This is a genomic window from Hyunsoonleella sp. 2307UL5-6 (assembly GCF_047345485.1).
GTDB lineage: Bacteria > Bacteroidota > Bacteroidia > Flavobacteriales > Flavobacteriaceae > Jejuia.
Window position 1 is genome coordinate 38,948 of sequence record NZ_JBLFEN010000006.1, and the last position, 20,253, is coordinate 59,200.

Consider the following 20,253-nt stretch of genomic DNA (forward strand, 5'->3'; position numbering starts at 1 on the left):
AATTAACACAAAACTTTGTAACATATTTAGCGTTAGCAAGTCTTCCAGATAACGACTAATGTAATATTTCGTAATTTTGTTATACAATATAAATCACAATATGGATATTAACGATAATATCGAATCGCCAATGGTGCTCAAAGTTAGTTTTAATAAGCTACTTGGGCATTATGAAAAATTAGCTGATCATGAAGACGAATTTCTATCAGCTAAAGCGAAACGTGTATTAAAAACGGCAGCACCATATCCAGAATTGCGGTTGGGTTTTAGTAATACAGAAGTTTTAAAAACTCGACAACACGAAATTAGTATAATACTACAAGATTCCTTTGCGCCTGTTTTAACAAAAAATGAAATAAAAACAGCATCTGTACCATTTCATGATATGATTTTTAATGCCTCTGAAAGGTTTAAACAAATTATAGGTACTGCAGGTGAAGACTTTACACTTAATATTAAAAATATGCCTGAAGATGATAGGTATATTATTGCTTGCACAATTATTCTTAACTTTTGCTACGGATATAATCTTAATTTTAAACGACCGTTTTATTACGAAATACCTGATGCTAAGGGTATTAATAGATATTATAAAATTCTTTACAATGCAGATTTTTGTGAAATAGTACCAACAGCTAAAGCTAAAAAAATAACCCAAGAAGATTATAACCAATTACTTGATAATTTTGAAAATATAGAACTTTGGAAAGAAAAATTTCCGCCAGAGAGTTATATTTTCAAAGGTTTCGTAATCTCTAATATTTTTGACGTTACTGACGATCAATCTATTTCTCAATTAAAATCTAGCTTAATAGGTGAAGATAAACGGCAAAATGAGAATTTTATGAATGAGTTTCAAGAAGTGTTTCGTTCACTTTTTGGGCTTAATGATTTAAATGTTGGGTTTTCAGTATTTCATGAAAGTGATAAAGTTTTTGAAAAAGTACATGGTATAGGTATCAATAGTTATTTATTAAATAATGAAGAACTGGTAGAGTGTAGTGATGCACTTTGTGATTGGTCCTACAACAGGCTTTTAAATGAGCAAAAATACTTTACAATTTCTGATGTAAAAGAGGCTCATAAAATAGCTAAAGGTAAAGCGCCTCATGTTACATCGCTATATAAGCAAGGTATAGGTAGTGCTATTTTTGCGCCTATTGCTAATGAAAAAGGCCTAATGGGTATTTTAGAAATAATTTCAGAAAAACCAAAGGTGCTAAATAGTATCAATGCTAATAAATTGATTGATGTGATGCCCTTTATAGTATCTGCAGTTGAACAATCTAAAAACGTAGAAGAAAATTTAATTGAAGCAGTAATACAACAAGAATGTACATCTATTCACCCTAGTGTATACTGGAAATTTGGAGAAGCCGCACGTAAATTTTTAAAAGAAAAAACAAGAATAGGCAACAAAGCAACGTTTGAAAAGATTGTTTTTGAAAATATTTACCCCTTGTTTGGGCAAATAGATGTAAAAGGGTCTTCTGATGCTAGAAATTTAGCTACACAAAAAGATTTGTTATTACAGTTATCACTTCTGGATAAAATAATATCTCAGGTTGTAGAATTAGAAAAGCTACCAATTTACGAACAGTTACAATTTCAAATAAACACATATGTTTCGCAGTTAAAAACAAATTTTAAAGTAGATAGCGAACATAGTATTGGGTTGTTTTTAAAGAAAGAAATTGAGCCGTTATTAAAGTTTCAACAGAAGAATAATTTAAAACTTAAACCTAGTATAGACGATTATTTTAGTAAAGTAGATGATGATTTAAACCTAATTTACTACTACCGAAAAAATTATGACGATACCATAATGTTGATTAATAAAAATATGGCAGCGCTTCTGGATGAAAAGCAAAAGGACGCACAGGCTATGTATCCACATTATTTTGAGCGTTACAAAACAGATGGTGTAGAGCACAACATGTATATTGGAGAATCTATTACTAAAGAAGATAATTTTAATCCGGTTTATCTTTACAACTTAAGGCTGTGGCAACTGCAGGTAATGTGTGAAATGGAAAACGAGTACTACAATAATCAGCACTTATATCCTATAGCTTTAGATGTTGCTTCAATGATTTTAGTATTTAATCAACCATTATCTATTCGGTTTAGAATGGATGAAAAGCAATTTGATGTAGACGGCACCTATAACGCAAGATATGAGGTTGTTAAAAAACGTGTAGATAAAGCTTTAATTAAAGGAACTAATGAGCGCATTACCCAAAATGGTAAAATAACGGTAGTGTATTCTCAAAAAGAAGATGAGGAAGAATATCTTGGTTATATTAAATTTTTACAGAGTAAAAATGTTTTAGATAAAACTATTGAGGTTGTAGAATTAGAAGATCTTCAAGGTGTTACAGGTTTAAAAGCACTTCGCGCTGATATTTTATATCATGGTAATGAGGATGATAGAACTTTTTATACATACGATGATTTAATGAAAGAGATTAAATCTTAAATCACGCTAAAACTAGTTTTAGTTTTTGTTGTTTTTGATGTAATAAGTGATATTGGCGATTCTTCAGGTAGTACATCCTCCAATTCAGCACCGTTGCTTTTTAGAGCATATCCAAAAGAAAATACTGATATTATAATACCAATCATAAAAACGGTATAAGTAACTCTTAATATTCTGTATTTACGCTCTAATACTATTCCTAAAAAATAAAGATCTTTAGTTAAGGAACTGTAAACGTAATCTTTATCTTTTAAAAGTTCTTTTACTGCCCAATCGTATTCATCTAAACTCATTTTGTGGAAGTTTCCAAAAAAGGTGAGATTTACGTCTTTATTTGCTACATCTTCCTTAGTAAACTCACCACTAGTAATATTAGGGCGCGTAGCTATTATAGACAAAATCATAGATATAACACATGATATGGTAAAAATAGCTGTTGGATAAATAAGATAAGGATTTGTGTCTAATTTAGAAATTAAATTTGCCAATACTAACGATATAATAATGGCATTAACAGATAACAAAATATTTGCTTTAGTATCAGCAATATCACTAAGCTTTATATGATTTCTTAAAGCTACTCTATAGAAAGTTTGAATACCACGTTCGGGGCTTTCGTTTTTGTATTGCGCTTTATACTTAGCTTTTAATTCCTCAGTGTTTAGTTTGCTTTTTCTTTTCTTTTTAGTTTTTAATAGCTTAGATAGATTTTTTTCTTTCCTTGGCTGCCAATTTTTCAAGGCATAATCAGTATAAAACTCGTGTTTTTTAGTGAGTACTTTTATGTTTTCGTTTCTCCATTCAGCAGGGGTGTAACTAGCAATACCTTGTACTTCTAATTCTTTTCTTAAAAACTCGCTAGCTTCGGCAAAATACTTCTTTCCAAAATGAGACGCATCAGCATCTCTTATTATTTTACCCAATTCAGTCTTAGGCGAATCCTTAAACTTAGTAGCCATAATACAGGTGTTTACCGCTTTTATAGTAGCATTATCTGCACCTTGTTCTTCTAAAAAAGCAGTAGCTATTTTTACGCTTTCCTCTTCATGTCTTTCTCGTGTTTTAATATAACCAGTATCGTGTAGTAACGCTGCTAACTCTAATATTTCAGCATCTTTTTGATTCACTTCTGTGTTTTCAATAATTTCTCGTATACTTCTTAAAACACGATCAGTATGAGTTTGATTGTGATATATAAAGGTTTGGTCTAGTTCGTTTTTAAATAAATCAAATACGAACGTTTCAGTATTTTCAATCAATTTCGACATAAAAAGAATTTTATAACTACTAAAATACAATAAAAATAGAGCAATAGATAGTATTTATTATGATGCGAGGAAAATACAAAAATAACGACTACCTTTATGTTGAAAAGCATATATTATTAACTCAAAAAAGAAAGACAGCTATATTATGCTAACTTGGAAAGACGTCATTAGCTTTTCCGTAAAAGGAAATCCTACTCCAGATAGAAGAGTAGAGAAAACTGAAAAAGATTGGGAAACGCAATTAACCCCAGAACAATTTAGAATTACAAGACTTAAGGGTACAGAACGTCCACATAGTGGTGCACTTTGTAGTATCCACGAAGCTGGAAAATACAATTGTGTATGTTGCAATACGCCATTATTTGATTCTACTATTAAGTTTGAATCGGGTACAGGATGGCCTAGTTTTACGCAACCCATAACAGAAAACGCTATAAAATATGAAAGAGATACAGCCTTTGGTATGGTGCGTGTTGAGGTAATGTGTAATACCTGCGATGCGCATTTAGGACATGTATTTCCTGACGGACCAGAACCTAGCGGATTACGATACTGCATTAATTCTGAATCTATGCAATTGGAAACTGCAGTTTAAAATTTCAAATAATTGAACTACCAATCTTCTAGGTTTTTTTATGAAATCTTCAAATTTTTAAAAAGTGATAGTTTTAAATAAGAAAGCGCTAATGAAACTCAACATAAAAGACAAATTTAATAAGGAGCTACCCGCAGACCCAATTCTAGAAAACTCTAGACGGCAGGTGTCTGAGGCATGTTTTTCGTTCGTAACACCAAAAATTACAGCTAAACCAGAGTTATTGCATGTGTCTCATGAAATGCTAGAAAATTTAGGTTTGTCAAAAACTGATACGACAAGCGAAGAATTCTTAAATATATTTACAGGCAATAAAGTTCTAGAAAATACAACACCGTATGCGATGTGTTACGGCGGACATCAATTTGGGAATTGGGCAGGACAATTAGGTGATGGTCGTGCCATTAATTTATGCGAAGTAGAGCATAACGGGAAAAACTGGGCATTACAATTAAAAGGTGCTGGTGAAACGCCATACTCAAGAAATGCCGACGGTTTAGCAGTTTTACGCTCTTCTATTAGAGAATATTTGTGTAGCGAAGCTATGTTTCATTTAGGTGTGCCAACTACTAGAGCATTGTCTTTAGCTTTATCAGGAGATCAAGTACTAAGAGATGTAATGTATGATGGGAATTCAGCTTATGAAAAAGGTGCTATTGTGTGTAGAACAGCCGAATCGTTTTTGCGGTTTGGCAACTATCAAATTTTTGCGGCAAGACAAGATGATGTCAATTTAAAACACTTGGTAGATTATACCATAAAGCATCACTTTTCGCATTTAGGTAAACCTTCAAAAGCAACATATATTGAATTTTTTAAAGAAGTTACTAACCGTACTTTAGAAATGATTGTGCATTGGCAGAGAGTTGGTTTTGTGCATGGTGTGATGAATACCGATAACATGTCTATTCTCGGTTTAACCATAGATTATGGGCCTTACGGCTGGTTAGAAGGTTTCGATTTTGGCTGGACACCAAATACCACCGATAGGCAACACAAGCGTTACCGTTACGGCAATCAACCCAACATTGGGTTATGGAATTTATTGCAATTAGCCAACGCATTGTATCCATTAATTGAAGATGCGGCACCTTTAGAAGCTATTTTAAATCAATATAAAACCGATTTTGAAAGTAAATCTTTTGAGATGATGAAATCTAAACTAGGATTATTTGAAACGGTTGATAATGATGAGTATTTGATTAAAGATTTAGAAGAAAATCTACAATTAGTTGAAACTGATATGACTATATTTTTCAGGAATTTAAGCGATTTTAAAGATGAAGATACAGGTTTTGAAGTTTTAAAAAATGCCTTCTATGATTTTGATAATATGTCTAGTGATATTAAGGAGAAATGGGAGTTATGGTTTTTAAATTATCAAGTGAGATTGCAACAGGAGTTTACAACCCATCAAGAAAGAAAAGCAAAAATGAATGCGGTAAATCCCAAATACGTTTTACGAAATTATATGGCGCAATTAGCTATTGATGACGCTGATAAAGGTAATTATAGACTAATAGATGAGTTGTTTCAAATGCTTAAAAAACCTTATGATGAACAACAAGAATATCAAAAATGGTTTACAAAACGACCAGATTGGGCGAGAGATAAGGTGGGGTGTTCAATGCTGTCTTGTAGTTCGTAATGGGGTTGTCAGATTCTATTAAAAATATACCAGAAGGGTATTCAGAAGGAATATATCAAGATGCAAAATACGGTATTACCAAAACGATTTTTAATAACGGCAAATCCTTTAAAATATATGCCGAAGAATTACAAGGTACTAATTTTATAAGCTTAAATTATTACATCACCAGTAGTAACCAATTTTTAAAACCTTGTGAAATGCCGGAGGAAAAAGTAATTGATTTTTTAAAGCACATAAAACTTAAATAGATAAACCAGAATTTAAAATATAAAACAATGAGCAATTATAAAAAAGCATATATAGCAGGCGGCTGCTTTTGGGGAATGGAAGATTTGTTTAGAACACGTCCTGGTGTTGTGGATACAGAAGTGGGGTATCAAGGTGGAGAAAATGATAATCCAACCTATAAAAATCATCCAGGGCATGCTGAGGGTATTGAAATTACATATAATCCAGAGGAAACTTCATTTAAAGCATTACTAGATTATTTTTTTAGAATGCATAACCCAACCACAGTAGATCAGCAAGGAAACGATAGAGGTTCTAGTTATCGTTCGGCTATTTTTTATCAAAATGAAGAGGAAAAACAAATAGCCGAAGAGGTGATAGCTGTAGTAAATGCTTCTGGGAAATGGCAGGGAAAGGTGGTGACTACTTTAGAGCCTTGGACTACGTTTTGGGTAGCAGAAGCGTATCATCAAGATTATTTGGTGAAAAATCCCAATGGATATACTTGTCATTTTTTACGGTTTGAAGACTCTTTTTTATAGACGGATTATTATATATTGAAAATACTAACTAAAATAGCATTTGGAGGAGGATGTCATTGGTGTACCGAAGCGGTATTTCAATCTTTGCTTGGTGTTTTAAAGGTAGAACAAGGTTTTGTAGCATCTACAGATGAAAATGATACGTTTTCAGAAGCTGTTATTGTGCATTTTGATGCATCAAAAATTTCAATAGCTGTGCTTATTGAGATTCATTTACATACGCATAAAAGTACAGTAAACCATTCTATGCGACATAAATACCGTTCTGCGATATATACGTTTTCAGAAGCACAAACTAATACAGTAAAATCTCAATTAGAGTTACTGCAATTTCAATTTAAGAACAAAATAATCACACAAGTATTGCCATTTGAAAGTTTTAAAGCATCAAGAGTGCAAATTCAAAATTACTATTACAATAACCCTAAAAAACCGTTTTGTGAAAGGTTTATCAATCCAAAGCTACAAACCTTACTGGAAAAGTTTTCAAAATATACTAATCAGAACAAATTAAAGCACTTACATAATGAATCGCGAGAGACTAAGTATCCAGAACACCAAGGGTCATAAACTGCAAGCCTATTTAGAGTTGCCAGCAGACCAAAAGCCACATTACTTTGCCATTTTTGCGCATTGTTTTACGTGTAATAGTAATTTATCGGCAGTAAAAAATATAAGTAGAGCGTTAACCTCTCACGGTTTTGGTGTGGTACGTTTTGATTTTACGGGATTGGGACGAAGTGAAGGCGAGTTTGCAGACAGTTATTTCTCTGCAAACGTAGACGACTTAATTGCTGTAAACAATTATATAACTCAACATTATGTAGCGCCTGGGCTGCTTGTTGGGCATTCACTTGGTGGCGCTGCGGTAATTGTTGCGGCTTCAAAATTAGAAAATATAAAAGCAGTTGCCACGGTTGGTGCGCCATCTACGGTAAGTCATGTAAAACACTTGTTTTCTCATGGTATTGAAGAAGTAAAACAAAAAGGTGAAGTTGAAATTAATATTGGCGGTCGCCCTTTTAAAATTGATAACGATTTTGTAGAAGATTTTGATAAAGTAAACCTACCAGAAATTACTGAAAACCTAAGAAAACCATTGCTAATTATGCACGCTCCTTTTGATGGTATCGTAGGAATAAAAAATGCGCATGAATTATACCATAATGCACATCACCCTAAAAGTTTTGTGAGTTTAGATGACGCAGATCATTTATTGTCTAATTCAAAAGACAGCAAATATGTAGGTAACATTATTGGTACTTGGGCAGATCGTTATTTTGAACCTCAAGAACATAAGATACTTAATACGCAAGGAGAACAACTGGTGGCGCATTTAAATATAGTGGATGATAATTTCACAACATCTATTCAAACTAAAAAACATACTTTTATTGCCGATGAACCTGGAAGTATTGGTGGCGATGATTTTGGGCCATCACCCTATGATTTTTTAAGCGCAGGATTAGCAGCTTGTACGGTAATGACTTTAAAAATGTATGCAGAACGTAAACAATGGGATTTGCAAGAAGTGTATGCGTATATTACTTATTCAAAAAAACATAGTGATGATTTAATGTTAGATTTAGATAAGCCAAAACGCATCGATCATTTGCAAAAACGTTTAAAATTTATAGGCAATTTAGATGAGGCGCAAAAAACAAAATTAAAAGAAATAGCTTCTAAATGTCCTGTACATCGTACCTTGTTGTCTGAAACAATTATTGAAACCGAAGTTATAGATTAATGCGTGAAAGCAAAACGAAAATAGGCTTAGGGCTTGCTGCCTTAGGGCGACCAGAATATATAAACATAAGGGATAATGCATCAATTGATAAATCTGAAATAGCTTTTAAACAAAATACCTTCTCGGTTTTAGATGAAGCTTACAATTTAGGTGTGCGTTATTTTGATACGGCACCGTCCTATGGAAAAGGCGAGGCGTTTTTGCAAGAGTGGAATGATTCTAGGAAGTATGAAGATACTATTTTAGGCACAAAATGGGGCTACACGTATGTGGCCAATTGGGAATTGGGTTATGCTGGTAAGCATGAAATTAAAGAGCATTCTATTGAAAAATTACAACAACAATGGAAGGTTTCAAAAGCAATGGTATCCAATCTAAAATATTATCAAGTACATTCTGCAACTTTTGAAAGTGGAGTTTTACAAAATGAAGCTGTTTTAAATCAACTTTATAAAATAAAAAAAGAAACAGGTTTAAAAATTGGCATTACCACCAGTGGTGCAAATCAAAAAGACGTGATTACTTCAGCATTAAAAATTCAAATTAAAAATAAAGACTTATTTGATAGTTTTCAAGTCACTTATAATGTATTTGAGCAAGATACGTTTCAGGTTTTAAAATCAGCCTTATCAAATGGTAAAGATATTATCATAAAAGAAGGGTTGGCCAATGGGCGCGTTTTTCCAAATAAAACCTTTAATCACTATTCAAAATCATATCATGTTTTACACGATTTGGCAAAAAAATATCAAGTAGGTATCGATGCTATTGCACTACGTTTTATAATGGATGCACTACAACCCACCTACGTTTTAAGTGGTGTATCAACCGTTTTTCAACTCAAAGAAAATTTAAAAGCATCTACAATTAAACTATCCAAAGAAGATATAGCATTACTTAAAGCACAAAAAATGTCCTCTAATTCGTATTGGAACGAACGCAGTGTTTTATCTTGGAACTAACTAAAATAAGTGTTTGCATTAATTTTTGATGTAAATGCAATACCTTTAGGATTAGTATTAGTTCTACTTTTACAAATTGAATATATAATTATGAAGTCCATAAAGTACATTTTAATAATTTTACTAATTTTTTTGTACAATGCATGTGCAACCTACACGCCTCAATACGCTAATGAGAAACATGCAGAAGTACAGTTTCCTAATAAGGAAATAGACAAAACATTTTATTTAGTTGGAGATGCTGGTAAGTCGCCTATGGGCGGGATGTCTAAAGCTCTAACGGCATTTAATAGCTATATAAAGGATAAAGAAACCAAAGGTGATTATTCTGTTTTTTTAGGTGATAATATCTACCCTGTAGGTCTTCCAAAAAAGGGTGAGAAAGGACGTGAGAGTGCAGAAAATGCTTTAAATGCACAGATCAAGTCTTTGAGTGATTTTAAAGGTGATGTTGTTTTTATTCCAGGAAATCACGATTGGTATGGAGGTGGTTTAAAAACACTAAAGCGACAAGAAAAATATATAGAAGATGGGCTTGGTAAAAATACATTTCAACCAGAAAATGGATGTCCGTTAGAAAGTATCGATGTTAGTGAAACTATTCAGTTGATAATTATTGATAGCGAATGGTATCTAGAAAATTGGAACGATCATCCAACAATAAATGATGAATGTGAGATAAAAACCCGAGAGCGTTTCTTTACTGAAGTAGAAGGGGAAATTAAAAAGGCACAGAACAAAACTATTGTTTTTGCAATGCATCATCCTATGTATACTAATGGGTCTCATGGTGGTAAATATGCAGCTATAAAACATTTGTATCCACTTCAACAAAAAATCCCGCTTCCTATAATTGGTTCGTTTATTACGCAATTAAGAACCCAAGGAGGAGTTTCTATACAAGACAGATACAATGAGCGTTATAATGAGTTGATGAATCGTTTAGAAACTTTAGCTATTGGTAACGACAACTTAGTGTTTGTCTCTGGTCATGAACATACACTACAATATATAGAAGAAGAAGGTGTTAAACAGATAGTTTCAGGTTCGGGAGCCAAAAAATCTTATGCAGAATTGAGTAATAATGGGTTGTTTTCAACGGGCGAACAAGGATTTGTAGAACTCACTATTTTTAAGGATAAAAGTTCTTGGGTACGTTATTATGGAGAAGATAATGGAGCACCAAAATTATTATTTACTAAAGAGATTATAAAACCAGAAAAAGCTTTTGATGTATCAAATTTACCACAAAGTTTTCCTCAAAATGTAGAGGTGTCTATTTACTCAAAAGATGAAACAGATGTATCTGGATTTTTCGAAACGGTTTGGGGAAACCATTATCGTGATATTTATAGTACAAAGATAAATGCTAAAGTAGCAACCTTAGATACACTATATGGCGGTTTGGAGATTGTGCGTAAAGGTGGTGGTCATCAAACACGTTCTTTAAGGTTAAAAACTAAAGATGGTCGCGAGTTAAATATGAGAGCGCTTAGAAAAAGCGCAACGCAATATTTACAAACTGTATTATTTAAAGATACTTATATTCAAGATGAATTTGAAAAAACCGAGGTTGAGGAGTTAATTTTAGATTTCTATACGGCTGCACATCCTTATGCATTTGCTGTTGTGCCAGACTTATCAGATGCAGCCGAAATTTATCATACCAACCCCAAGTTATACTTTATTCCTAAGCATAAACATTTGGGTGATTTTAATGAGGAATATGGTGGTGAATTATACATGATAGAAGAACGCCCTGAAGAAAATTATGCAGAAGACAAAAACTTTGGTTACGCTGATGATTTAGAAAGCACCCATGATATTATTGAAAAAATAAGAGAAGATGAAGAACATAAAATTGACGAAAATGCATTGGTGAGAGCTAGATTGTTTGATATGCTAATTGGCGATTGGGACAGACACCAAGACCAATGGCGTTGGGCACAATTTGATAAGGAAAATGGCGACCATTATTACAGGCCAATACCAAGAGATAGAGACCAAGTATTCTCTAATTTTGATGGCGCTTTACTTGATGTAATGCGTATCATTTCAGGATCAACAAAACAGCTGCAGGTTTACGATGAAACCCTAGAGGATATAGGGTGGATGAATGCTGCAGGTATTAAACTAGACCGTGTTTTAATTCAACAAGCTGATAAAAAGACTTGGTTAAAACATGCTAAATTTCTTCAAGAAAACATAACCGATGCTGTTATTGATAAAGCATTTACTAAAGTACCTAATGAAGTTCAAGATAAAACGCTTAGTGAGATAAAAGACAAGCTTAAAGGAAGACGCTCTAATCTCCAAGACATTGCCATGCGTTATCACGATTATTTAAACGAATTGGTGATTTTAACAGGCACCGATAAGGATGATTATATTGAAGTAAAACGGACAGGAAACAATGAAACACGAGTAACAATATCTAGAATTAAAGATGGTAAAAAAGCCGATGTAATTGTTGATAAAACCTTTAATAGAGCTATCACTAAGGAAATGTGGATTTACGGGCTAGACGATAAAGATATTTTTGAGGTTACTGGAAAAGCAAATAATCCTATTTTCACACGTTTAATTGGGGGACAAGAAAACGATACGTATATTATTAAGAATGGAAGGCGGGTTAAAGTGTACGACCATGAAAGCAAGAAAAATACAATTCAAGAAAATAAAGGTGCTAAAATAAGGCTGACAGATGTTTATAAGTTGAATTTGTTTGATTTTAATAAAAACATAACTAGAACAGGTGTTATTACACCAGCTATAGGCTTTAATCCTGATGATGGATTTTTACTAGGGGTGCAATATGTAAGAACAAAAAAGGGATTTCAACGCAACCCTTATTCTAACCAACACCGATTTAAAGGCGGTTATTATTTTGCAACAGAAGGGTTCTCTTTAAATTATGACGGTGAGTTTGCTAATATTATGAATGATTGGAATTTGCATATTGGTAGTCAATTTACATCAGCAAATTTTACGAATAACTTTTTTGGTTTTGGTAATGAAACTGTAAATAATGATGATGATTTAGAACTTGATTATAATCGCGTAAAAACAAGTATCATGGCGGTAAAAGCTGGTGTTTTGAAGAAAGGTAATTTTGGAAGCGATTATGGATTTAGAATGATTTTAGAAGGTATTGAATTAGATGATACTGAAAATAGATTTATTACTGATGAGCATGTTTCATTTACCAATACCGATTTTTATGAACGTCGCTTTTTTGGAGGCTTAGAAGCACAATTTAATTACGCGAGTTTTGATGATAAAATAAATCCTAAAAAGGCGATGACCTTTATGTTGCAAGTTGGTGGTAAAACAGAGTTTGAGGAAACAAAAAACACATATGGTTATATAAACACCAATCTTGGGTTTTATAATAGTTTGAATAAAAGCGAGACATTGGTTTTAAAAACCGATGCACGAGCACAATTTAGAATAGGTGATGATTTACTATTTTACCAAGCAGCAAATATTGGTGGAAGAAACGGTTTAAGAGGTTTTAGAACCGAGCGTTTTACTGGGCAAAACTCTTTTGTTGGAAGTGCAGATTTACGTTATAGTTTTCCATCATTTAAAACGAGAACTCTACCTCTACAAATAGGTGTTTTTGGAGGTGCGGATGTTGGACGCGTCTGGATTAATAATGATACCTCTAAAATATGGCATAATGATTATGGTGGTGGATTTTGGGTTACTGCAGCCGAAAGCTTATCAGGAACATTTAACTTTTTTAATAGTGAAGAAGGCCTGCGTTTTTCTTTCGGGTTTGGTTTAAATTTTTAAGGTAAGATCCTGTAATTTTAAACAAGATTTTACGTCTACTTTATTATTAAAATTTAATTATGAAAAGTAGTTTTAAAGACATTGTAAATTCTGAGGAAGTTGTTTTAGTTGACTTTTTTGGTACGTGGTGTGGTCCATGTCAAGCTCTAATGCCTATACTTAAAGATGTAAAAGAAGATTTAGGCGATGCTATAAAAATTGTAAAAATTGATATTGATAAAAATAAAGAATTGGCCACTAAATACCAAGTGCGTAGCGTGCCAACTATGATTTTATTTAAAGATGGCGAACCCAAATGGAGACAATCGGGAGTATTACAGAAAAAAGATATTATTAACGTTGTAAACACACATAGTTGAAAAACTATTCAGTTTTAAATTCATATAAATTTCCACCTTCACTTTTATTTTTTTCATCTGTGATGTAAACTGATGTATTGGTTTTAAAGCAAATACCCTCCTTTTGTGAATCATGGTCGAAATCTAGTATTTCAATACTGCCTTCAAAAAAATTATCAGTTTTAAAATTAGAAATTTTCCACAGTTTATTATGGTTTAATAAAACAATGGTATTTTCATCTTCGCTAATAGCTGCTGATGTTATTTTAGTGTTTTTACCTTTTAATTTAAACTTAGTTATAAACTCTGCTGTGTGTTTTCCAATTTCATTAGGTACTTTAAATAATTTTGTAGATTTATTGTCTTTACTCAAAATGTAGAAATAGTTATTAAATAGAAAAAAGGCTTCAAAATCTTCTGGTTTTGCTTTTTTAGGAAGCATAAAATTAATGCGTTCTGCATCTGTTTCATCATACTTTAAATTAGAGATTTTATAAATCGTAAAATCATCTCGGTTTTTACTATTGTTACCAAAATCACCAACGTAAAGATTACCCTGTTTATCAGAAGTTAAATCTTCCCAATCTATATTACTAGCGTTTTCAATATCTATATCTTTTACAATGTTTCCTTTTAAATCTAAACCATAAATATTATTTTTATTACCAGCGTCTTCAATAGTCCATAGCAAATCAGAGTGTGCTACTTTTTCTATTGCCGAGGCTTCTTTTAGGTTGTTTGGTAAGTCAGCAATAACCTCTAATTTGCCAGTATTACAGGATATTAGAGTAATTGATAATAAAAGTATGTTTTTTAATTGGAGCATATATGTGTTGCTTTTTGCATAAAATAACAACTTTGAAAAGTATATAAAAATTAAAATTCTTAAACTATTTATAAAAGATGAGCAAAAGCCATATTATATTTAATAATTTTATACCCAAAATTGAAACGAATTATGACGACGGTTGATGACTTGCTGAATCTTTTAATTTTAGATAAAATAGATGACAGTACATTTAATGGCGTAAGTAAAACAATTGGCAGTCCCATTGTTTTTGGAGGTCAAGTTTTAGCCCAGGCAATAAATGCTGCTGCTAGAACTATTGGTAATGGTAGAGTGTTACATTCAATGCATTCTTATTTTTTAGAAGCTGGGGATTTAAACCAATCTATAACTTACAACGTAAATAAAGTTAGAGATGGTGGTAGCTTTTCTGTGAGACGTGTTACAGCTCATCAAAAAGAACGAACTATATTTATTTTGTCGGCATCATTCCATAAAAAAGAAGAGGGTTATGAACATCAAATTGAAATGAAAACTGATGTTAAACAACCTGAAGACTTGTTGAGTTGGACTGATATGCGAAACGAATTTGGTGAGGCATTACCTAAAGGCCTTAAAGCGTTTTTAGAAGTAAAGCGACCTGTAGAATTTAAGCCAACCAGAATTACAAATCCGTTAGAGCCAAAAGATTTACCGCCTAATCATAGTGTGTGGTTTAGACTTAAAGGTGACGTTAAGGGGTTAGATTTGGCTACTAATCAACAAATTTTGACTTATATTTCAGATTATAATATCTTAGTGCCAGTTTTAAACCCTCATGCAAGTGTTGCTAATTGGGAAAATACCCAAACAGCAAGTTTAGATCATTCCATGTGGTACTACAGAGATTTCGATTTTTCAGATTGGTTACTTTACAGTATGGAATCTCCAAGTGCGTCAAAAGCAAGAGGATTTGCTAGAGGAAATATTTTTACTCGAAAAGGAAAATTAATAGCTTCGGTGGCTCAAGAAGGATTGGTACGCCCCGTAAAAAAATAAAAATATGTTAAAAATAGGACATAGAGGAGCAAAAGGACATTTTGCAGAAAACACTATTGAATCTATAAAAAAAGCAATAGATTTAGGTGTTGATGGTGTAGAAATAGATGTACATAGGTGTGCTACAGGACAGCTAGTAGTATTTCATGATTTTACCTTAGATAGAATGACTGATGCTACTGGTGAAGTATCAAAGCAACCACTTAAAGAACTTAAAAGAGCTGTGGTTAAAGGGTACTGCCAAATACCAACCTTGTCAGAAGTACTAACTTTTGTAGATAATAAAATGTTGCTCAACATAGAGTTAAAAGGTCAAGATACAGCAAAAGAAGCAGCACGATTAATTACGTTTTTTGTAGATAAAAAGGGTTGGGAATACAAAAATATAATAGTATCTAGTTTCCAAAAAAACCTACTAGAAACTGTTTGTCAAATCAATAATAAAATCCCCTTGGGTGTCATTACCGAAACTAATTTAGAAGAAGCTATAGAAACTGCCAAATCTGTAAATGCAGTGTCTATTCATGCAAACTATACAATGCTTACCGAAGAGATTGTAGCAGAATTAAAGGAAAACTACAAAGTATTAGCCTTTACTGTAAATAATTTAAACCCTATAGAGCGCATTAAGTCTTATGGTGTGGACGGTATGATTACCGATTTTCCAGATAGACTATGATTCAAAAAAACGTCATAATAATAGGTGGCGGTGCAGCAGGTTTTTTTGCGGCTATTAATATTGCAGAACAACATCCACATTTAAAAGTAATAATATTAGAACGCGGTAAGGAAGGTTTAACCAAAGTAAAGGTGTCAGGTGGTGGTCGTTGTAATGTAACACATGCTGAATTTATACCGCAAGATTTAATTTTGAACTATCCACGAGGTGAGAAGGAATTATTAGGCCCTTTTCATCAATTTATGACAGGTGATACTATTACTTGGTTTGAAAAACGGGGTGTGGCTTTAAAAATTGAAAATGATGGCAGAATGTTTCCTGTTAGTAATTCATCTCAAACTATTATTGATTGTTTTTTGAATGAAGCTAGAAAGTATAATGTTGATGTATTATACAACCATTCAGTAAAAGGGATTTCAAAGAAAAATAGCATTTTTGAAATTGAAACAACACATGGTTTATTTTCTACAGAAAAAGTAGTAATTGCCACAGGAAGTAATCCAAAAATTTGGAATTTATTAGAGCACTTAGGGCATACTATTTCGCAACCAGTACCATCTTTATTTACCTTTAATATTGAAGACGAACGCATAAAAGATATCCCAGGAGTTGTAGCCAAAGATGTTGAAGTTGCAGTTTTAGATACTAACTTATGGAGCGAAGGCCCTTTGTTGATAACCCATTGGGGTATGAGTGCACCATCTATTTTAAAACTTTCTGCGTTTGGTGCCTTAGAGTTATCTAAAAGAGATTATAAATTTCAAATAGAAGTAAATTTTATAAAACAATCTTTTAAAGGGTGTTTAAATACTTTAAAAGTTTTAAAACAAGATTTAGCAAAAAAAGCAGTGTTTAAAACCACGCAGTTTGATTTGCCAAAACGTTTATGGCATAAGCTTGTGTTGGCTTCTTGTATTATGGAGGACACACGTTGGGCTGATATAAATAAATTTCAATTAGAACAGCTAGCAAGCCAATTAACACAAGCCATTTTTAATGTTAATGGTAAAAGCATATTTAAAGAAGAATTTGTTACGGCAGGAGGTGTAAACCTTAGGGAGGTTAACTTTAAAACCTTTGAAAGTAAAAGGATTGAGAATTTATTTTTTGCTGGTGAAGTACTTAATATTGATGCTGTAACAGGTGGTTTTAACTTTCAAAATGCTTGGACAGGTGCTTATATTGTTGCTCAAAATATTATTAAAGTATAAAAGCAAGATTAAGTATTTAGTTATGTTATTATACAGAAATAAAACTATATATTTTTTTGAATACAGTTAAGTGTTATATATTTGATATATAAATAATATATATAATGGGTAAAACAAAAAAATTAATAGAGTTAGATAATAGAGCTATTGAAATTTTAGAAAGACAAGCTAAACTTCAAAAGCGATCATTGAAAAACTACATAGAATATACTTTAGAAGATATTGCATTACGATATAGTGAACCCTCTGAAGCGTATAAAAAAATGATGGATGATATGATTCAAAGAGATGGTTCTGGTAATTTGAAAACCCATTCGTGGGAAGATATTAAAGTATATTATGGCAGATAAAGCCATTAAGTTTACTGAAGAAGCTAGGATTGAATTCCATAAATTAAAATGCTACATGGCATTTATAGGAAAAGAAGAAGAGTTTTGGAATGACTTAGAAAAACAATTGAATTTAATTGTAAATTATCCAGAAGCCTTTCAAGTTCGTTATAAAAATATTCGTATTGTTGTGTTAGAAAGGTTTAATTATACACTTCATTATGTCATTAAGCCTTATGGTATATTGGTTTACCGACTACTTAATCAAAAGCAAAATTTTTAATTGAAAACTTACATTGCACTTTTAAGAGATATAAATGAAAGTGGTAAAATTAAAATCCTGATGGTAGAATTGCGGGATCCTAATATCTAAAACGTCTATATATTGCATTTGTTGTACTTAACTCTAGTGCTAACAATGAATACCTTTTGTTATCTTTGTGCGCAGAATAATAACTATGATAGAAAAAGATTTTATACCCAAACCTTATACGAATTCTATTGAAAATGGAAGTGTAACTTGGTCGTCGCCAAGTAATATCGCATTGGTAAAATATTGGGGAAAGAAAGCACATCAAATACCTGAAAATCCATCTATAAGTTTTACTCTAAATAATTGTAAGACAATTACTAATCTAAGTTTTACAACAAAAGAGAAGGAAGGTAAGTTTTCTTTTGAAGTGTATTTGGATGGTGAAAAAAAAGACGATTTTAAACCTAAAATTGAAACGTTTTTTAATCGTGTAGAACTATATGTGCCTTTTTTGAGAAACTATCATTTTAAGATAGAAACCTCCAATACATTCCCGCATAGCTCAGGCATTGCATCTTCTGCTTCGGGTATGAGTGCACTAGCCTTATGTTTAATGAGTATTGAAAAAGAGTTAAAAGGTGATATTTTAGAAGTCGATTTTATTAAAAAAGCATCATTTTTGGCTCGTTTGGGCTCTGGAAGCGCATGCAGAAGTTTAGAGGGCGATATAGTTGTGTGGGGAAGCCATGACAAGATAAACGGAAGCTCAAACTTATTCGGGGTTAAATACCCTTATACAGTTCATCAAAATTTTAAAAACTATCAAGACACTATTTTATTAGTAGATAAAGGCGAAAAGCAGGTAAGTAGCACTGTTGGTCATAATTTAATGCATGGTCATCCATTTGCTCAAGAACGTTTTAAGCAAGCTGATAAAAATCTTTCAGATTGCATTACTATATTAAAAGATGGCGATTTAGATAAATTTACAGCATTAGTTGAAAGTGAAGCATTAACGCTACATGCGATGATGATGACAAGTATGCCTTATTTTATCTTAATGAAACCTAATACTTTAGAAATAATTAATAAAATTTGGGCGTTCAGAAATAAAACAAACTCTAAAGTATGTTTTACTTTAGATGCAGGCGCAAACGTACATGTATTATATCCTGAGAGTGAAAGCATGCGGGTTTTGGAATTCATTAAAAATGAATTAGTTGCATATTGCCAAAATGGACAGTATATTTGTGATGTTATTGGTTTGGGGGCTAATAAATTATAGAATTATCAATAATTTTTGTTTAAATATTTAATATATTTGTTAAACATTTAGCTGTAAGTTAAACCAACACTTTTATGAAAGGACCTCTCTTTTACTCTAAAATTTTACTCTTTGGTGAATATGGAATCATTAAAGATTCTAAAGGGCTATCAATTCCTTATAATTTTTTTAATGGTGCATTGAAGAAAGATGAAAACCCTTCTGAAGAAGCTATTACATCTAATAAAAGTTTAAAGCGATTTGCAGACCATATTCAAAATATAGACGATATTATTGTTCGTTTTGATAATAAGCGTTTGCAAGAAGATATAAATGCAGGAATGTACTTTGACTCCTCAATTCCTCAAGGTTATGGTGTGGGAAGCAGTGGTGCTCTAGTTGCTGCGCTTTATGATAAATATGCCTTTGACAAGATAACAGTTCTAGAGAATTTAACACGAGAAAAGCTTTTAAAATTAAAAACTATTTTTTCTGAAATGGAATCTTTTTTCCACGGAAACTCTTCAGGGCTCGATCCTTTAAATAGTTATTTAAGTATCCCAATCCTTATCAATTCAAAAGATAATATTGAAGCTACGGGAATTCCGGCACAACAAAGTGAAGGTAAAGGCGGTGTATTTTTATTAGACAGTGGTATTATTGGAGAAACAGCACCAATGGTAAGCCTATTTATGGAAAAAATGAAGCAAGAAGGTTTTCGCAGTATGCTAAAAAATCAATTTATAAAGCATACCGATGCTTGTGTTGATGATTTTTTAAAAGGTGATATAAAGTCTTTATTTAGTAACACCAAACAACTATCTAAAGTTGTTTTAAATCATTTTAAACCAATGATTCCACAACAGTTTCATGAGCTTTGGAAAAAAGGAATTGAAACTAATGAATATTACTTAAAGTTATGTGGCTCTGGAGGCGGTGGCTATATTCTTGGTTTTACTGAGGATATCGAAAAAGCAAAACAATCACTTTCAGATTATAAATTAGAAGTAGTATACAACTTCTAAACTTCATTATAGTATCTTTATTTGTATTCTAATTTTTTTAGATTTCTATAAAACGCGCT

General features: G+C 32.2%; 19 protein-coding genes. 17 read left to right on the forward strand and 2 right to left on the reverse strand.

Annotated features, from left to right (window positions below; translation table 11 throughout):
* The first annotated feature begins 100 nt into the window (after window positions 1–100).
* Entirely contained in the window at window positions 101–2,479 is a 2,379-nt protein-coding gene (locus tag ACKGJY_RS11835; RefSeq protein WP_413974105.1) for a GAF domain-containing protein, read from the forward strand.
* On the opposite strand, the gene ACKGJY_RS11840 is transcribed toward ACKGJY_RS11835, so the two are convergent.
* Window positions 2,476–3,747, reverse strand: a complete 1,272-nt coding sequence (locus ACKGJY_RS11840; RefSeq protein ID WP_413974106.1) for a Pycsar system effector family protein — start codon at window positions 3,745–3,747, stop codon at window positions 2,476–2,478. The genes ACKGJY_RS11835 and ACKGJY_RS11840 overlap by 4 nt on opposite strands.
* A gap of 145 nt (window positions 3,748–3,892) precedes the next feature.
* Here ACKGJY_RS11840 and msrB point away from each other — a divergent pair, with 145 nt between their 5' ends.
* The 9 genes from msrB (at window position 3,893) to trxA (ending at window position 13,629) form a co-directional block, all read left to right on the forward strand.
* On the forward strand, window positions 3,893–4,342 hold the full coding sequence (gene msrB / locus ACKGJY_RS11845; protein ID WP_413974107.1) for a peptide-methionine (R)-S-oxide reductase MsrB: 450 nt from the start codon (window positions 3,893–3,895) through the stop codon (window positions 4,340–4,342).
* Between the two features lie 91 nt (window positions 4,343–4,433).
* Window positions 4,434–5,990 carry a protein adenylyltransferase SelO gene (locus ACKGJY_RS11850; protein WP_413974108.1) on the forward strand — a complete coding sequence of 519 codons (1,557 nt, stop codon included), beginning with the start codon at window positions 4,434–4,436 and terminating at the stop codon, window positions 5,988–5,990.
* Complete coding sequence (locus ACKGJY_RS11855; protein WP_413974109.1) at window positions 5,990–6,241, forward strand: peptide methionine sulfoxide reductase; 252 nt, start codon at window positions 5,990–5,992, stop codon at window positions 6,239–6,241. The genes ACKGJY_RS11850 and ACKGJY_RS11855 overlap by 1 nt, the downstream gene beginning before the upstream one ends.
* A gap of 27 nt (window positions 6,242–6,268) precedes the next feature.
* Entirely contained in the window at window positions 6,269–6,763 is a 495-nt protein-coding gene (gene msrA, locus ACKGJY_RS11860; RefSeq protein ID WP_413974110.1) for a peptide-methionine (S)-S-oxide reductase MsrA, read from the forward strand.
* Between the two features lie 15 nt (window positions 6,764–6,778).
* A complete protein-coding gene (locus ACKGJY_RS11865; protein WP_413974111.1) occupies window positions 6,779–7,333 on the forward strand; it encodes a peptide-methionine (S)-S-oxide reductase in 555 nt (184 codons plus the stop codon).
* On the forward strand, window positions 7,290–8,510 hold the full coding sequence (locus tag ACKGJY_RS11870) for an alpha/beta fold hydrolase (protein ID WP_413974112.1): 1,221 nt from the start codon (window positions 7,290–7,292) through the stop codon (window positions 8,508–8,510). Before ACKGJY_RS11865 ends, ACKGJY_RS11870 begins: the two co-directional genes overlap by 44 nt.
* Complete coding sequence (locus ACKGJY_RS11875) at window positions 8,510–9,472, forward strand: aldo/keto reductase (protein ID WP_413974113.1); 963 nt, start codon at window positions 8,510–8,512, stop codon at window positions 9,470–9,472. Before ACKGJY_RS11870 ends, ACKGJY_RS11875 begins: the two co-directional genes overlap by 1 nt.
* A 9-nt stretch (window positions 9,473–9,481) precedes the next feature.
* The gene (locus tag ACKGJY_RS11880) at window positions 9,482–13,270 is read left to right on the forward strand and encodes a metallophosphoesterase (RefSeq protein WP_413974114.1); all 3,789 of its coding nucleotides are present in this window, start codon (window positions 9,482–9,484) and stop codon (window positions 13,268–13,270) included.
* A 59-nt stretch (window positions 13,271–13,329) separates the two neighbouring features.
* Window positions 13,330–13,629, forward strand: a complete 300-nt coding sequence (trxA, locus tag ACKGJY_RS11885) for a thioredoxin (protein ID WP_413974115.1) — start codon at window positions 13,330–13,332, stop codon at window positions 13,627–13,629.
* A 4-nt stretch (window positions 13,630–13,633) separates the two neighbouring features.
* On the opposite strand, the gene ACKGJY_RS11890 is transcribed toward trxA, so the two are convergent.
* The gene (locus ACKGJY_RS11890) at window positions 13,634–14,434 is read right to left on the reverse strand and encodes a hypothetical protein (protein ID WP_413974116.1); all 801 of its coding nucleotides are present in this window, start codon (window positions 14,432–14,434) and stop codon (window positions 13,634–13,636) included.
* Window positions 14,435–14,566: 132 nt separating this feature from the next.
* Between ACKGJY_RS11890 and ACKGJY_RS11895 the strand changes: the two genes are divergently transcribed.
* From ACKGJY_RS11895 to ACKGJY_RS11925, 7 genes are all read left to right on the forward strand, one after another.
* Entirely contained in the window at window positions 14,567–15,433 is an 867-nt protein-coding gene (locus ACKGJY_RS11895; protein WP_413974117.1) for an acyl-CoA thioesterase, read from the forward strand.
* Between the two features lie 4 nt (window positions 15,434–15,437).
* Window positions 15,438–16,112, forward strand: a complete 675-nt coding sequence (locus ACKGJY_RS11900; RefSeq protein WP_413974118.1) for a glycerophosphodiester phosphodiesterase — start codon at window positions 15,438–15,440, stop codon at window positions 16,110–16,112.
* Window positions 16,109–17,323 carry an NAD(P)/FAD-dependent oxidoreductase gene (locus tag ACKGJY_RS11905; protein WP_413974119.1) on the forward strand — a complete coding sequence of 405 codons (1,215 nt, stop codon included), beginning with the start codon at window positions 16,109–16,111 and terminating at the stop codon, window positions 17,321–17,323. The genes ACKGJY_RS11900 and ACKGJY_RS11905 overlap by 4 nt, the downstream gene beginning before the upstream one ends.
* A gap of 104 nt (window positions 17,324–17,427) precedes the next feature.
* Window positions 17,428–17,673: a hypothetical protein gene (locus ACKGJY_RS11910; RefSeq protein WP_413974120.1), complete on the forward strand. Its 246-nt coding sequence runs from the start codon at window positions 17,428–17,430 to the stop codon at window positions 17,671–17,673.
* Window positions 17,663–17,935, forward strand: coding sequence for a hypothetical protein (locus tag ACKGJY_RS11915; protein ID WP_413974121.1), 273 nt, complete (start codon window positions 17,663–17,665; stop codon window positions 17,933–17,935). Before ACKGJY_RS11910 ends, ACKGJY_RS11915 begins: the two co-directional genes overlap by 11 nt.
* Before the next feature lie 175 nt (window positions 17,936–18,110).
* A complete protein-coding gene (locus ACKGJY_RS11920) occupies window positions 18,111–19,190 on the forward strand; it encodes a diphosphomevalonate/mevalonate 3,5-bisphosphate decarboxylase family protein (RefSeq protein ID WP_413974122.1) in 1,080 nt (359 codons plus the stop codon).
* A gap of 74 nt (window positions 19,191–19,264) precedes the next feature.
* Entirely contained in the window at window positions 19,265–20,194 is a 930-nt protein-coding gene (locus ACKGJY_RS11925; protein ID WP_413974123.1) for a mevalonate kinase, read from the forward strand.
* Window positions 20,195–20,253 lie beyond the last annotated feature (59 nt).